The organism is Tenacibaculum aquaeponti (genome assembly GCF_052084715.1).
Lineage (GTDB): Bacteria > Bacteroidota > Bacteroidia > Flavobacteriales > Flavobacteriaceae > Polaribacter.
Genome location: NZ_CP197288.1, coordinates 2,992,788 through 3,008,173, shown reverse-complemented (window position 1 = coordinate 3,008,173; position 15,386 = coordinate 2,992,788). Strand labels below are relative to the sequence as shown.

The following is a 15,386-nucleotide window of genomic DNA, read 5'->3' as shown; positions in this document are numbered from 1 at the left end:
ATACAAAAAAACAAAAATGCTAACGATGACACGTTGGCATTTTTTTTTATATTTTTTTAAGAAAAGAATCCTCCTCAGTAAAATTGTCAGTTTTGTTTCAATGGCACAATTTCTGTCAATTAGAATGGAGAATATAAATTAAGATTAATCAATAATTTTTAAATAAAATGGGATTAAACATCAAACCTTTAGCAGATAGAGTTCTTGTAGAACCAGCTGCAGCTGAAACTACTACCGCTTCAGGAATTATCATACCTGATAATGCAAAAGAAAAACCTCAAAAAGGAACTGTTGTAGCGGTTGGAAATGGTAAAAAAGATGAGCCTTTAACTGTAAAAGTTGGCGATACGGTTTTATACGGTAAGTTCTCTGGAACTGAACTTAAATTTGAAGGAAAAGATTACTTAATGATGAGAGAATCGGACATTTTAGCGATCATCTAAACAATCAATTAATCTATTAAAAACAAAACACAAAATGGCAAAAGATATAAAATTTGATATTGAAGCTCGAGACGGATTAAAACGTGGTGTAGATGCATTAGCAAATGCTGTAAAAGTAACCTTAGGACCAAAAGGTCGTAACGTAATCATCTCTAAATCTTTTGGAGCTCCTCATGTAACTAAAGACGGAGTTTCTGTAGCAAAAGAAGTAGAATTAGAAGACGCTCTTGAAAACATGGGAGCACAAATGGTAAAAGAAGTTGCTTCTAAAACTAACGATTTAGCTGGTGACGGTACTACTACTGCAACTGTTTTAGCTCAAGCTATCGTTAAAGAAGGGTTAAAAAACGTTGCTGCTGGTGCAAATCCAATGGATTTAAAAAGAGGAATCGACAAGGCTGTAACAGCTTTAACTGAAGATTTAGCAAAGCAATCTAAAGAAGTTGGTGATTCTTCAGAAAAAATCCAACAAGTTGCTTCTATTTCTGCAAATAATGACAAAGTAATTGGTGATTTAATCGCTACAGCTTTTGGTAAAGTTGGTAAAGAAGGGGTTATTACTGTTGAAGAAGCTAAAGGGACAGACACTTATGTAGATGTTGTAGAGGGAATGCAGTTTGACAGAGGTTATTTATCTCCTTACTTCGTAACAAATGCTGATAAAATGATCGCTGAGTTAGAAAACCCGTATATCTTATTATTCGATAAGAAGATTTCTAACCTACAAGAGATTTTACCAATCTTAGAGCCAGTTGCTCAATCTGGCCGTCCTTTATTAATTATTGCTGAAGATGTAGACGGACAAGCGTTAGCTACTTTAGTAGTAAATAAGTTAAGAGGTGGATTAAAAATTGCTGCTGTTAAAGCTCCAGGATTTGGTGATAGAAGAAAAGCAATGTTAGAAGATATTGCAATCTTAACTGGTGGTACTGTAATTTCTGAAGAAAGAGGTTTTTCATTAGAAAATGCAACATTAGATTTATTAGGAACTGCTGAAACAGTAACTATCGATAAAGATAATACAACTGTTGTTAATGGTGCTGGTGATGAAGAGCAAATTAAAGCTCGTGTAAACCAAATTAAAGCACAAATCGAAACTACAACTTCTGATTACGATCGTGAGAAGTTACAAGAGCGTTTAGCTAAGTTAGCTGGTGGAGTTGCTGTATTATATGTTGGTGCTGCCTCTGAGGTAGAAATGAAAGAAAAGAAAGATCGTGTAGATGATGCTTTACATGCTACTCGTGCAGCTGTAGAAGAAGGTATTGTTGCTGGTGGTGGTGTTGCTTTAGTTCGTGCTAAAAAAGTATTAGAAACTTTAACTACTGAAAATTTAGATGAGACTACAGGTATTCAAATTGTAAACCGTGCAATTGAAGCTCCTTTACGCACTATCGTAGAAAATGCTGGAGGCGAAGGCTCTGTAGTAATCAATAAAGTATTAGAAGGTGAGAGTAATTTCGGATATGATGCTAAAACTGAACAGTATGTAGATATGTTAGAAGCTGGTATTATTGATCCTAAAAAAGTGACTCGTGTTGCCTTAGAAAATGCTGCTTCTGTTGCTGGTATGATCTTAACTACCGAGTGTGCTTTAGTAGATATTAAAGAAGAAGGCGGTGCTGGTGCAGGAATGCCTCCAATGGGTGGTGGAATGCCAGGAATGATGTAATAAAAACTCAATCATAAAATTTAAAAAGCAATCTTAAAAAGGTTGCTTTTTTTGTATTTATTGTCTCGTCCTGAAATAAGTTGACACAAATTTGACTTATTTATGAAAGATTCAGAAAAACCTAACAACTCTATTTCATATTAAAATCTTTTTAATTGCTATCCACAAGGAGCCTTATTATATAGAAATACACCCTTAAAATAACAAAAGTTTTTAAAACGTTTGTTTAAAAAACAAACACACTTTTAGTATCACATCTTGTTTATATTTATTAGTAAATTTATAGTGCTATCAACCAATAAAATTTAACATTTATGTTATTACAGGATTATCTTAAAAAGTTGAAGCCAATGCCTGATAAAGATGCAGATGAAATAGCTTCTTTCTTTAAACAAGAAACAATTAAAAAAGGTGAATTAATAATTAAAGAAGGGAAAACAAGTAAAAAATCTTATTTTCTCCAAATCGGTATTATTCGCTGCTTTATTTTTGATTTAAATGGAAATGAAGTTACTACAAGATTCTATTCTGCTCCAGATTTTTTAAATGATTATTTATCTTTCTTTAAGCAAGAACCAAGTGAAGAAAATTATGAAGCTCTAACTGATTGTAATGTTTGGAGCATTAACCATAAAAATGTTCAATTTTGTTTTCATAATATTTCAGAGTTTAGAGAATGGGGACGTATGTTATTAACTTTAAATTATGTAAAAATGCATAAGCACATGATTTCTTTCCATAAATATTCTGCTCAACAACGCTATGAAAATTTACTAAAATCACATCCTGAAATTATTCAAAAAATCCCTTTAAAAATAATTGCATCTTATTTAGGTATCACTAAATTTTCTTTAAGCAGAATAAGAAAGAAAATTACTTAATTTTTTACCTGATTCTCAAAAGTTGTCATACAGCAACTTTTTTGTTATTAATCTAAACTTACTTTGTATAAAAAATAAGTTATTATGGATTTATCTATCTCTTCTATTCCTATTTGGTTATCTGCTTTATTTACAATTATTTTTTTTATTATTCCACCGTTAATGATTGCTAATACTGCAAAAACAGCTATAAAATTATCAGGGGGATTAAATAGTAAAGAAATTAAAAAAAACATTTTAGTATTTTATTGGTTTTTTTTTATTGTTGTAGCTATTATTTCTTTGTTAGGAGTATTTTCAGTAAACACTTTCCCTCCTAGAATTATTATAATTACTACACTGCCTTTATTTCTTTTTTATTTATTATATGTTTCCAAAAAAAAATGGTTCCAAATCGTTTTTAAACATGTAAAAACCGAACAATTAGTCTTTATACATATATTTAGACTAGTAGGTGTTTTCTTTTTTATAATTAATTATTATGGATCATTACCTGATTTTTTTGCTCAAGTTGGAGGAATTGGAGATATTCTTACAGCAGTTTTAGCAGTTCCTGTTATATACGCTATAAAAAGAAAATTAAGTTTTGCTAAAACACTTGCTTGGATATGGAATATAATTAGTTTTATTGATATTACCTTAGTTATATCAATAGCTATCTATTTAACAAAAATAGCTTTAAAAAATAATGAAAATGGCATTTTAGAATTAGGTGTTTTTCCTTTTAGTTGGATTCCTGCTTTTGCACCAGCTACTATAATATTTTTACACATATTAATATTCAAAAAACTATTAGAAAAACAAAAAACTCAGGAATAATTCCTGAGTTTTCTTTATTTATGATTTTTGCTTCTTTTTATGATCTTCTTTTACTTCTTCATCTCGATACTTACAACATCCGTGTAAATTATCATAAACTTCTTGAGTGGCTTTAATTTCTTTACTATCGTGACCTACGTTAGCTACACTCTGACAAACTTTTTTCTTGTCTGTTTTTCGTTCATCGATAATTACCATTAACTGATGTGTATCTACATTCCAATTGGCAAATTTCACTCCTTTTGTATTTAAAGCAGCTTTTTCTATACGTTTTTTACACATCACGCAAACACCATCTACTTCAAAAGATAACTTTGCATTTTTTTTCTTTTTTTGTTGACTATAAGTTGTTACTACAACTAGTAAACATAATAATGATATAATTTTTTTCATTTTTTTTATTTTTATTATTTTAATCTATTTTAAATCTAAATCCAGCGTAATAAGCACTACCAAAAATAGGTGCATACACTATTGTACTATCAAAATTAGCTCCAAAAGGATTATCACTACCTAAGATCGGATTCCTTTGTTTCACATTTGTAATATTCTCTCCTCCTATATACATTTCTATTTTTTTAGAAAACACCTTTGTTATTTGAGTGTTTAATAAATTAAATCCATTAGAATAACTAGGTAAACGATCTTGAACAGGGTTAATGTTAGTATTTGGTAATCTTTGTTTACCTATAGAATTATAAGTTACATCAAATTTCCATTGTGCTCCATTAGTTTTCTTATGTGTTTCATATGATATATTTGCAAAAAAACGATGCTTAGCTTGTAAAGGCTTTGTTAAATTGCCTGAAATATAATCTGTAGACACATCAAAAAACTTGTAAGCTGTTCTTAAGTTAAAATGCTTCATTAAATTATAATTAACTTCTACTTGAAAACTATTAGCAATACTTTTTCCTTCTAAATTATAGAATGAAATCTCTCTTGGATTTTCCCAGTCTACAACCGCTTGATTTTCAAAATCAGTAATATAATAATCAAAAGTCACATCGCCTCTTTTCCCCAATAATTTAAATCCTTGTAAAAAAGAAACTCCATAATTCCAAGCAATCTCAGGGTTTAAACCATAAATATTACCTCCTATACTATTAATATTTATTTGCCTAGAAGAAGCGAATAGTTGTTGGTTTTCAGCAAAAATATTAGCACTTCTTTTTCCTCTCCCTATTGAACCTCTTAGCACACCTTTCTCCCACGGTACATAACGCAAATGCAAGCGAGGTGTTAAAAATGTTCCTAATAAATTGTGAAAATCAACCCTTAAACCTGCTGTTAAACTAAAATCTTCTGTATTATCATAAGCGTATTCGAAAAAAGCTCCTAATGAATTCTCATCTCTACTAAAATCTCTTACTTCAACCAGCTCTTTATAATCATCATAAGTAAAACTTAAGCCTGTTTTAAATTTATGTCTTGTATCTCCAATTATAGAATTGAAAATGAAATTTGAATACACACTTTGATGTTCAATATTATAATCTCTTAAACCAAAATATGATTCTTGATCGTGATTACTATACGCTAATTGTAATCCCATATTTTGATACGGGAGTTCTGGAAAAACATAGCCTAATTTACCAGAAAAATCAAATCGAGATGTTTTAATTTCACTTCCCCAAGCATTTGTTGTTTTCTTATCTATATCAGGATTAAAATTAAGTTCACCAGTTTGTTTTCTATCATTTAAATATCTAAAATTCAAAAAACTCACCCATCCAGTTTCATTATTTACATACTGCCAACGATTCATTACATTAATTTGTTCTGCTAATGGTGCATCTATAAAGTTATCATTATTATTATCAAACTTTTGAGATCTTAAATTACCATGTAAGTACAAACCTGTTTGCCATTTATCACTAACTTTTTGATTAAAATGCGTATTTAATTCTAATCTTCCATTTAAATTACCATATCCATTAACAAATATTTTTTTATCTGTTGATGGCTTTACTAACTCTGCATTAATTTGACCTGATATACTTTCAAAACCGTTTACAACACTACCTGCTCCTTTTGTAATTTGAATACTTTCTACCCAAGTACCAGGAGTAAATGTTAATCCATAAACTTGAGATGCTCCTCTTACCATCGGAATATTCTCTTGAGCAATTAATAAATAAGGACTATTAAGTCCTAACATTTGAATTTGTCGAGTTCCAGTTAATGCGTCTGAAAAATTCACATCTATAGATGGATTTGTTTCAAAGCTCTCTGCCAAATTACAACAGGCCGCTTTTAACAATTCTTCGCTATTTACAGTAAATACATTTTCTGTTTGTAAAAACGATTTAGCAGTCGCTTGTTTTTTTACAGAAATAGAAACTTCATCTAATGTAGTTTGTTCTGTTAGAAAATGATGAATTGGCTTTGTAGTATTGATTGTTAGCGTATCTGTTTTATATCCTACAAAACTTACAATTAACTTTTTATATTCTTTTTTATAAGGTATTTCGAACCATCCTTTTTCATTTGTAGTGGTTCCAATTTTTGTATTTAACCAATGCACATTGGCTCCAAACACTCCTAGGTTATCTTTTGGATTATTTTTATCCATAATCATACCTTTAAATGTTTGCTGTGCAGAGACTTGTGAACTTATTAATATAAGCACACAAATCAACATTTTAAAATTCATGATTTTTGTATATAATTTATATGTTTTACTTCTTCTTATCTATTGACTTAAAGTCATTAAAAAAGATTCATAAATCATATTATATATACCTCATATAAAACTTGTAAATCTAGATTTAGATTTGGCGGTGTATAGAATTCATTTAAATTAATTTGTTTGTTAAAATCTGCAAACAAATTATAATATGAAGAGAGAAATGCTACAACAAACTGTTGCTTTTGGATATCAAATTTCTCGAAAGAATTTTTTAAATCATCTTGACCCTGAATTTGTTGAATTTCATCTTTACAACATTTTTTTTTCTTTATTACTTGTGGGTCATCACAATCTTCTTCTCCTTCTTCGTCTCCACAATTTACTGAATTTCCAAAATAAGATATACTAACTAAAAACTCACCACAATAGTGTTTTTCTACAGTAAAAGAAAATGTAGAGAACAACACTAATAGTGCTAATAAGGTTGATGATATTTTAGAAAATACTATTTTCATTATGCTATACAAAAATATAAAAGTTCTAATAATAATCTTACAACATTAACATTTTGGTAACTAAATAATGTTGAATAGTATGATTTAATCGGTAAGTGGTTATTATTGGAAGTTTAAGATTAAATCTTTCTTTCAACAACATAATCAATCATCATTAATAACGATTCTTTGTATTCTGAGTCTGGATAATTTTCTAAAATTTTTAATGCTTTGTTTTTATAATCATGCATTTTATTTATAGTATAATCTATACCTCCATTTTCTTTTACAAATGTTATAACTTCTTTAACTCTTTTTTTATTTTTATTATGTTTTTTCACAGAGTTAATTAACCATTTTCTATCCTTCTCACTACAATTGTTCAATGTATAAATTAGAGGTAAAGTCATTTTTTGCTCTTTAATGTCTATACCTGTAGGTTTTCCTATTTTTTCTTCAGTATAATCAAATAAATCATCTTTAATTTGAAAAGCTATTCCTATATATTCTCCAAATTTTCTCATTTGTTGAACAACTTCGTTACTACAACCTACAGATGCTGCACCAATTCCACAACATGCTGCAATTAAAGTTGCTGTTTTTTGGCGAATAATTTCAAAATATACATCTTCAGTGATATCTAATTTTCTTGCCTTTTCAATTTGAAGTAATTCTCCTTCACTCATTTCTCTAACTGCTATTGAAATGAGTTTTAATAGATCGAAATCTTCATTATCAATAGATAATAACAAGCCTTTTGACAATAAAAAATCACCAACAAGTACTGCAATTTTATTTTTCCAAAGCGCATTTATAGAAAAGAAACCTCTTCTTCTATTACTATCATCTACAACATCATCATGAACTAATGTTGCCGTATGAATAAGCTCTACAATGGAAGCTCCTCTATATGTTCTTTCATCGAAGCCTCCATTAGAAACCATTTTTGCAACTAAAAAAACAAACATCGGACGCATTTGTTTCCCTTTTCTTCTTACGATGTAATATGTAATTCTATTTAATAATGGAACTTTAGAAAGCATTGAATCTTTAAACTTAGATTCAAATAGTTCCATCTCCTTTGCTATTGGAATTTTGATTTGTTCAACAGGTTTCATTAAGCCTTCCTTATACTCGTCAAAAATAAAGAAATAAATTAAGATGCTTATATTTGATTATAAAGTTTAATTAATGAAAAGAGTCATTTCTATTTTAATATTTCTCTCTTCTATTTTGGCTATATCACAAAAGAAAAAAGAGACTTTTCCTAATTCATTTTTAGGTAAATACAGTGGTACACTTGAGATATTCTCTAAAAAAGGGACACAAAAAATCCCAATGGAATTTCATCTCACTAAAGCCGAAAAAGATTCCACTTATAACTACACTATTGTTTACAACAAATCACCTCGTAATTATTTTTTAAAAATAGTTGATGTAGAAAAAGGAATTTATCAAATTGATGAAAATAATGGTATCATTCTCCCTGCATCTTTTCATAAAAATGTGCTTCATAGCATTTTTGAAGTACAAGGAAATATTTTAAGTACACGATTAGCTTTTAATTTAAATCAGGTAGAATTTGAAATTTTATTTTCTCGCCTAGAGAGTAAAACAATTACTGGCGGAACATCTAAGGAAATTCCAAAAGTTTTTGGTTACCCAATAAATGTATTTCAAAAAGCGACCTTAAGCAAAAAAAATTAATTGTTTTTATAATTAATTTTAAACACTTTTTCCATTGAAATCAATTTCCCATCTTTTGAAATTCCTTCTATAAATACTCGAACAGATTCTTGTTTTAGCTTTGGAAAAGTAATTGAATGTTCTTTTTTATTTTCATCTAAATAAATATTAGGTTCCCAATGTACTGCTCCGAACCTCTTAAAACTATCACTATTAGTATTTAAATATTTTGGTTGATAATATTCTTTTTGAACATGAAAACCTATTGGAACTTTGTATTCATAAAAAGCATTAACATAGTTTTCAGTTTTAACCCTGTCTTTAGTGTATAAGTAAATGCGTAAATCAAAAACGTCTGTAATAAAGATTTCATCATACTCACCTAACTTTGTATGCCTAAGATTTAAAAGTCTTTTAGGATCTAAAGTAATATCTTGATTATCTAAAAACACTCTAGTTTTTGATTCTAAAATCTCTCTTTGATCTGCAGTTGAATCAAAAGCTCTTTCTTTAGTCATATTCACTCCAAAATCACTAGCTCCAGATCGTGCAACAATGCCTTCATCAGCAGGATTATTTCTTAAACTAAATGCTCTTTGTCTAGATCTTCTTATTCGAACTGTTTCTGGGTTTGTTAAAATATCAAGACCAACAGATCTTAAAAAACTAAACAAAGCTTGATGTTTAGAATAATCTTCACTTACTTTATAACCTCTAGCTCTATCACCTATTAATGGAGTATGATTAAATTTTAATTTGCCTTTAATTTCAATTTCATTCAATACTTCTTCTGTTTCTGTTAAAAGAGCTGCTAAATCTTGGCCTTCGTCTCGCTTTTCTATTTGATCTTGTTGTTCTGGAATTTTAATTTTTCCTTTATTTATTATTTGAGACGGCTGAACATATAAATTCGGCATCTTAAACTTCCCTTTTTTATCTGAATATGATATATATACTTTAGAGTTATCTTTAATAAATAAGTTATTAAACTCAAATTTATTTCCTTTCAATTTTCTACTCGTAAACAACTTGTTTTGTCCACTTCTAATAAATACATCTACATCATTACCTAAGCCAGTCATATTAAAAGTTCCTTTTACTTTAATTCCTCTTTCAAAATCGAACCTTTCTGTAGGTGGATTATTAAAAATATTATACCAACTGTATTTAGACCATCCTTGAGTTAGAAGCAATAAATCTAACTCCCATAATTTTTTTCTATTTATATCTGTAAAGAAATAATCTCCATTTTTAATGCTCCCTTTAATATAAGGTGCTAAAAGAAATTTAGAATAAATATTTTGATAAGGTTTATATGCCTTAGTATCATATGGTAAAACAGATGCACTTAATTTATATTCTCCTAAATTATTTGTACTCTTAACATTTAATGACACACTATCTTTTCCTTCATTAAGATTGATTATCACATTATCAAATAATGACTTTTGATAATTAAAAAATAAACGTTCTGCAATAGGCTGATCATCATCTGTAAATAAAGTAACAATATTTGTTCCTGGCTTGAAAAGTTTTTTACTTATAAATAGAGAATAGGTTAATAAATTCTCTTTAAATTCTATATCTCTTCTTAGAAATGAATTCGTGTTATGAATTAAAACATAATATTTTCTATCTACTAATTCATCTATTGTTTCCTTATTTGTTGAAACAATCACTTTAGTCATATTACTACTAATATTCTCGAAAGCCAAAGAAACTCCTCTATTGTTTTTTACTGGAAATTTAGTTGTTATTTTTTCTCCATTTCTAAGTTTTATTTCTGCTTTATAATCTTCCTCTAAATTAATATAAACAGGAATTTTAACCATTCCGAATCGATTTAAAGTAAAGTCTTTTATCACTTCATTTTTACTATCAATAATTTGTCCTTTTTCAACCTCAGGGATATTTCCGTGTTGATCTTTTAAAATAATCCCTACACTATTTGTTGAATTGGCAAGTAAATGTCCTCCTTCAGGTAAAACTTGCAAATCATATTTTGTTTGATTAGTAATAGTAGATTCTTTTGTTTGTTCCTTATTTATAATTTTTATTTTCTGAATAAAAGACTGATTCTCCTGAAAATTCTGCATATAATTTGTTGAAGCTTTTATGTAAAAATTCTTCCCCGCAAAAGTTGAATCTACTTTAAAGCTACCATTACCTACCCCGTCATTTAAATAAATGAGTTTTGTTTTTTTAAAAACTCCTTTATCATCGTAAATAGAGCAATATAAATTAGATGTAGATTGATGCAATTTTTGTGTATTTGTGTTTAATACATAAGCTTTAAACCATATTTCTTCTCCTTGCACAAAAGTTGTTTTATTTAAATGTAAATAGGGGATTTCTCTCTCATATCCAAAGTACTTAACATAAGCACTATCAAGAACCTTATCCTGAGCTAACAATGTGTAAACAGAGCTAATAAATAGCAGCAACAATTTTTTAATTTTCATATTAGAATTTTTGGTCTATCTAAAGATACAAAAAACAAACTAACACACTGACTACTATACAAACACAACTATTCTTCTAATATTTTTGAATTTTTATAAGCTTTTCTATAGCTATTAGTTTTCCTTCTTTAGTTATACCTTCTAGGAATACTGTAATCTCATTTTGTTTTAAACTAGGAAAAGTAAATATTTGTTTTTTATTATTCTCATCTAAGTTAACATTAGGTTCCCAATAAATAGCTCCATAGCTTTTAAAGGTGTCACTTGTTGTTGATAAATATTTGGGGTGATAATATTCTTTTGAAACATGAAATCCTAAAGGTATTTTATATTCATAAAAGCCGTTTGAATTATCTATAAACTCAGCTTTATCTTTACTGTATAAGTAAATTTGAAGATCGAAAACATCTGTAATAAAAATCTCTTCATACTCCCCTAATTTTGTGAATTTTAAATTCAATAATCGATGATTATCTCTTGTTATTTCTTGATTATCTAAAAAAACTCTTGTCTTAGAAACAAGTATTTCTCTCTGGTTTGGTCGAAAATTAAATGCACTCTGTCTGATCCTTCTAATTTCTAACGTTTCAAGAGTTGAACGAACTTCTAATCCTTGATTTCTAAGAAAACTTAATAAATTTTGATGAACCGAATAATCTTCACTAACCTTATATCCTCGTGTTCTATCTCCTATTAAAGGCGTGTGATTAAACTTAATTTTCCCCTTCACTTCTACCTCATCTAAAACTTCCTCTGTTTCAGTTAAAAATATTTTTTGAACTTCCTTGGTTCTCCCTACTTCTTGTTCTTTTTTAAGGGGTAATTTGATATTCGATTTATCGAAATCTGGATATGAACTAACATAAAGATTTGGAGATATAAACTCCCCTTTTTTATTTGTATATGAGATGAAAATTGAAGAATTATTTTTCAGCTTTAAATTTTTAAATTCAAATTTATTATTAACAGTCTTTTCATTTACAAACAACTTATTTTGATCACTTCTAATATAAACATCTACTGATTTTCCTAATCCCGAAACATTTAAAGTACCTTTTACATGTATTCCAGTTTCAAAAGGAAACCGTTCAATTGGTGGATTATTAAATACATCATACCAATTGTACTTAGACCATCCTTGAGTTAATAATAACAAGTCTAACTCCCATAGTTTTTTTCTAGTTATATCCTTAAAAAAATAAGCCCCATCATTTATATTCCCTTTAATATAGGGTTGAATAAGAAATTTAGAATAAATATTTTGTGAAGGCTTATAAGCTTTTGTTTGAGCAGGTAAAATCGATACACTTAATCGATATTCATTTGATAATTCTTCTTTGCCTATGATTAAAGAAACACTGTCTTTTTTTTGTTTAAACTCTACTTCAACTGCATCAAATAATGATTTTTGATAGTTAAAAAAAACTCGTTCACCAATAGGTTTATCTGCATCTGTAAATAAGGTAACAATATTTGTTCCTGCTTTAAATAGTTTTTTATTTAAGTATAAAGAATAGGTTAACAGTTCAGGTTTAAACTCTATTTCCCTTTTTAGAAAAGCGTTTGTATTATGAATCAAGACATAATATTTCTTTCCTTGTAGGTTTTTAATTGTTTCCGGATTTGTTTTCACAATAACCTTAACCATATTACTACTAATGTTTTCAAAAGCTAAAGAGACTCCTTGTAATTCTTTTGGAGGCAAAAAAGTTTCTATTATTTGACTTTCACTTCTTTTAACTCGAACTTTTAACTGATCCTTTTGTGAAATAAAAACAGATACTTTAACCATTCCAAACTGGTTTAAAACAAACTCTTTAATCACTTTTCCAAATTGATCGACAAGTTCTCCTTTTTTAAAACCTATCGGATTCCCTGTAGCATCTTTTAAAATAATCCCTAAAGAATTTGTTGTATTTGCTAGTAAATGTCCACCTTCAGGTAAAATCTGTAAATCATATTCCTTTTCTTTATTTACAGGTTTTACGGTTTCTTCTTTACCATCTACAATAGTTATTTTTTGAACAAAAGATTGATTTTCCTCAAAATTTTTCATGTAGTTTGTAGAGGCTTTTATATAGTAACTTTTTCCTGTAAATGTAGAGTCAATTTTAAAGCTCCCATTACCCACACCATCTTTTATATAAATCAAATCTGTTTTTTTAAAAACACCTTGATCATCATAAATTGTGCAATGTAAATTTGTAGTATACGGATGTAGTTTTTGTGTATTTGTATTTAAAACATAAGCTTTAAACCAAACCTCTTCACCAACGGCAAAACTTATTTTATTTAAATGTAAATAAGGAATTTCTCTTTCATATTGAAAATATTTCACGTAAACACTATCAATATTTTTATTTTGAGCACTTAATTTTACAATACTGAATAACAGTAAGAATAATACGCTTTTACTTTTCATAATAGATTTTTAAAATCTATTAAAAGTACAAATATTTATTGAGTTAAGTTTCGAATAGTTTTAAACCTAGTCCAGACTTGTTTATTTCTTCTTTTATATATTGAAAGTGTTCCTCTATCTAATCCGTAATAAAAGAAACAAATTCCAGAAGGAGGATTTGCACTCGGTAAAAATTCGAAAAAATCAAAAGCTTTAGAGGGCCAAAACCAACAATCTAAAGATGTTCCTACAATCTCAATAATTCCAACAATAAAATACATTGCTAAATAGAATAATCTTTCCTTTGGATACTTTCTTAACGAATAAAAAACTAAACCTGTTAACACAAAACCAAAAACATCATTTTTAAACAATAAGAATATAAATGCATAAGCTACAATACTAATTGTAAAGAATAACTCTATTTGTTTTCTAAACTCTTTTACTTTAGATTTTCTAGAAAAGAAATATACGCCTAAAAACACAACAGCATGCCCAAAAGGAATATAATGTGGTATATTATGATGTCTATAAGTATACATTCCTAGACCAATTGAAAAGATATATTCTCCAATTACTCCAATTATAAAAGCGTAAACTAATTGTTCTCTTACCCTTGATGTTCCTGTTTTAAAAAGATAAATATAAACTCCAATTACTAAAATTGTATTTAGCAATTGACCTTTATGATATATTTCTTCTTCAAAATATTTACTATCCAAAAACAGTCCTAAAAAGATGATAAAAATTAACCATCCAATAGACTGAATAGTTTGCCCAAATAATGTTTTAGAAAGATTCATTTACGATTTATTGGCTAATTGTCCGCATGCTGCGTCTATATCTTTTCCTCTAGATCTTCGAACATTTACAACAATATCATGCATCTCTAAATTTGAAATATAATTGTTTAATGCATTTTGAGAAGCTTGTTGAAATTCACCATCGTCAATTGGATTATATTCAATCAGATTCACTTTTGCAGGCACATATTTACAGAACTTCACTAAAGCATCAATATCTTCTTTTCTATCATTAATCCCTTGCCAAACAACATATTCATAGGTTATTTTTCTGTTTGTTTTCTCATACCAATATTCTAATGCTTCTCTTAAATCTTCTAATGGAAATGTAGAATTAAATGGCATTATTGACGTTCGAACTTCATCAATAGCTGAATGTAACGAAACTGCTAAATTAAACTTTACCTCATCATCAGCCATTTTTTTAATCATTTTTGGTACACCAGAAGTTGATAAAGTAATACGTTTTGCAGACATTCCTAAACCTTCAGGAGATGTAATTTTATCTATTGCTTTGATTACGTTATTATAATTCATCAGCGGCTCTCCCATTCCCATAAAAACAATATTTGTTAATTTATGATTATGATACAATCTACTTTGTTGATCGATTGCTACCACCTGATCGTAAATTTCATCTGCATTTAAATTACGCATACGTTTTAAACGAGCTGTTGCACAAAATTTACAATCTAAACTACAACCAACCTGACTAGAAACACAAGCTGTGGTTCTTTTTTCTGTTGGAATTAAAACAGATTCTACAATTAAACCATCGTGAAGTTTAATCGCGTTTTTAATGGTACCATCGTTACTACGTTGCATAGTATCGACTTCGATATGATTAATCACGAAATTTGTATCTAACATTTCTCGTGTAGCTTTAGAAAGGTTGGTCATATCATCGAAAGAATGTGCAGCTTTATTCCACAACCATTCGTATACTTGATTTCCTCTAAAAGCTTTATCTCCATTTTCAACAAAGAAATTTCTAAGTTGTTCTTTCGTAAGCGCCCTAATGTCTTTTTTCTGTGATTTCATCTCTGCAAAAATACAGTATTGATTCTAAAGCCAAAATCTTTAGAAAAACTAA

13 protein-coding genes are annotated in these 15,386 nt (G+C 28.5%); 5 read left to right on the top strand and 8 right to left on the bottom strand.

Translation table 11 applies throughout. From position 1 onward, the window contains the following. The first annotated feature begins 167 nt into the window (after nucleotides 1–167). From ACSIGC_RS13645 to ACSIGC_RS13630, 4 genes are all read left to right on the top strand, one after another. Nucleotides 168–443 (top strand): co-chaperone GroES, encoded by a 276-nt coding sequence (locus ACSIGC_RS13645; RefSeq protein WP_095074248.1) that lies wholly within the window; start codon nucleotides 168–170, stop codon nucleotides 441–443. A 34-nt stretch (nucleotides 444–477) separates the two neighbouring features. Further along, nucleotides 478–2,115 (top strand): chaperonin GroEL, encoded by a 1,638-nt coding sequence (groL, locus tag ACSIGC_RS13640; RefSeq protein ID WP_442265361.1) that lies wholly within the window; start codon nucleotides 478–480, stop codon nucleotides 2,113–2,115. Nucleotides 2,116–2,429: 314 nt separating this feature from the next. Continuing rightward, the gene (locus ACSIGC_RS13635) at nucleotides 2,430–2,996 is read left to right on the top strand and encodes a Crp/Fnr family transcriptional regulator (protein WP_442265360.1); all 567 of its coding nucleotides are present in this window, start codon (nucleotides 2,430–2,432) and stop codon (nucleotides 2,994–2,996) included. Between the two features lie 84 nt (nucleotides 2,997–3,080). After that, the gene (locus tag ACSIGC_RS13630) at nucleotides 3,081–3,815 is read left to right on the top strand and encodes a hypothetical protein (RefSeq protein ID WP_442265359.1); all 735 of its coding nucleotides are present in this window, start codon (nucleotides 3,081–3,083) and stop codon (nucleotides 3,813–3,815) included. Between the two features lie 18 nt (nucleotides 3,816–3,833). Here ACSIGC_RS13630 and ACSIGC_RS13625 read toward each other — a convergent pair whose 3' ends face one another. The 4 genes from ACSIGC_RS13625 to ACSIGC_RS13610 form a co-directional block, all read right to left on the bottom strand. Continuing rightward, nucleotides 3,834–4,208 (bottom strand): heavy-metal-associated domain-containing protein, encoded by a 375-nt coding sequence (locus tag ACSIGC_RS13625; RefSeq protein WP_442265358.1) that lies wholly within the window; start codon nucleotides 4,206–4,208, stop codon nucleotides 3,834–3,836. Between the two features lie 19 nt (nucleotides 4,209–4,227). Continuing rightward, a complete protein-coding gene (locus tag ACSIGC_RS13620; RefSeq protein ID WP_442267768.1) occupies nucleotides 4,228–6,459 on the bottom strand; it encodes a TonB-dependent receptor in 2,232 nt (743 codons plus the stop codon). 86 nt (nucleotides 6,460–6,545) lie between these two features. Then, nucleotides 6,546–6,962: an HYC_CC_PP family protein gene (locus ACSIGC_RS13615; RefSeq protein WP_442265357.1), complete on the bottom strand. Its 417-nt coding sequence runs from the start codon at nucleotides 6,960–6,962 to the stop codon at nucleotides 6,546–6,548. A gap of 119 nt (nucleotides 6,963–7,081) precedes the next feature. Beyond that, nucleotides 7,082–8,059: a polyprenyl synthetase family protein gene (locus tag ACSIGC_RS13610; protein WP_442265356.1), complete on the bottom strand. Its 978-nt coding sequence runs from the start codon at nucleotides 8,057–8,059 to the stop codon at nucleotides 7,082–7,084. 73 nt (nucleotides 8,060–8,132) lie between these two features. On the opposite strand from ACSIGC_RS13610, the gene ACSIGC_RS13605 reads away from it, so the two are divergent. Further along, on the top strand, nucleotides 8,133–8,648 hold the full coding sequence (locus ACSIGC_RS13605; RefSeq protein ID WP_442265355.1) for a hypothetical protein: 516 nt from the start codon (nucleotides 8,133–8,135) through the stop codon (nucleotides 8,646–8,648). Here ACSIGC_RS13605 and ACSIGC_RS13600 read toward each other — a convergent pair. The 4 genes from ACSIGC_RS13600 to rlmN all read right to left on the bottom strand — a co-directional run bounded on the left by ACSIGC_RS13600 (nucleotide 8,645) and on the right by rlmN (nucleotide 15,334). Further along, entirely contained in the window at nucleotides 8,645–11,089 is a 2,445-nt protein-coding gene (locus ACSIGC_RS13600) for a hypothetical protein (RefSeq protein ID WP_442265354.1), read from the bottom strand. The genes ACSIGC_RS13605 and ACSIGC_RS13600 overlap by 4 nt on opposite strands. A gap of 76 nt (nucleotides 11,090–11,165) precedes the next feature. Beyond that, nucleotides 11,166–13,511, bottom strand: coding sequence for a hypothetical protein (locus tag ACSIGC_RS13595; RefSeq protein ID WP_442265353.1), 2,346 nt, complete (start codon nucleotides 13,509–13,511; stop codon nucleotides 11,166–11,168). Nucleotides 13,512–13,546: 35 nt separating this feature from the next. Beyond that, nucleotides 13,547–14,293: a hypothetical protein gene (locus tag ACSIGC_RS13590; RefSeq protein WP_442265352.1), complete on the bottom strand. Its 747-nt coding sequence runs from the start codon at nucleotides 14,291–14,293 to the stop codon at nucleotides 13,547–13,549. Continuing rightward, a complete protein-coding gene (gene rlmN, locus ACSIGC_RS13585) occupies nucleotides 14,294–15,334 on the bottom strand; it encodes a 23S rRNA (adenine(2503)-C(2))-methyltransferase RlmN (protein WP_442265351.1) in 1,041 nt (346 codons plus the stop codon). Nucleotides 15,335–15,386: the final 52 nt, after the last annotated feature.

Excerpts from the sequence above, each read along its gene's own strand:
- ACSIGC_RS13625 (WP_442265358.1), bottom strand. The coding sequence starts at position 4,208 with ATGAAAAAAATTATATCATTATTATGTTTACTAGTTGTAGTAACAACT.
- ACSIGC_RS13635 (WP_442265360.1), top strand. The coding sequence starts at position 2,430 with ATGTTATTACAGGATTATCTTAAAAAGTTGAAGCCAATGCCTGATAAA.
- rlmN (WP_442265351.1), bottom strand. The coding sequence starts at position 15,334 with ATGAAATCACAGAAAAAAGACATTAGGGCGCTTACGAAAGAACAACTT.
- ACSIGC_RS13630 (WP_442265359.1), top strand. The coding sequence starts at position 3,081 with ATGGATTTATCTATCTCTTCTATTCCTATTTGGTTATCTGCTTTATTT.
- ACSIGC_RS13595 (WP_442265353.1), bottom strand. The coding sequence starts at position 13,511 with ATGAAAAGTAAAAGCGTATTATTCTTACTGTTATTCAGTATTGTAAAA.
- ACSIGC_RS13590 (WP_442265352.1), bottom strand. The coding sequence starts at position 14,293 with ATGAATCTTTCTAAAACATTATTTGGGCAAACTATTCAGTCTATTGGA.
- ACSIGC_RS13645 (WP_095074248.1), top strand. The coding sequence starts at position 168 with ATGGGATTAAACATCAAACCTTTAGCAGATAGAGTTCTTGTAGAACCA.
- ACSIGC_RS13615 (WP_442265357.1), bottom strand. The coding sequence starts at position 6,962 with ATGAAAATAGTATTTTCTAAAATATCATCAACCTTATTAGCACTATTA.
- ACSIGC_RS13600 (WP_442265354.1), bottom strand. The coding sequence starts at position 11,089 with ATGAAAATTAAAAAATTGTTGCTGCTATTTATTAGCTCTGTTTACACA.
- ACSIGC_RS13620 (WP_442267768.1), bottom strand. The coding sequence starts at position 6,459 with ATGTTGATTTGTGTGCTTATATTAATAAGTTCACAAGTCTCTGCACAG.
- ACSIGC_RS13605 (WP_442265355.1), top strand. The coding sequence starts at position 8,133 with ATGAAAAGAGTCATTTCTATTTTAATATTTCTCTCTTCTATTTTGGCT.
- ACSIGC_RS13610 (WP_442265356.1), bottom strand. The coding sequence starts at position 8,059 with ATGAAACCTGTTGAACAAATCAAAATTCCAATAGCAAAGGAGATGGAA.
- groL (WP_442265361.1), top strand. The coding sequence starts at position 478 with ATGGCAAAAGATATAAAATTTGATATTGAAGCTCGAGACGGATTAAAA.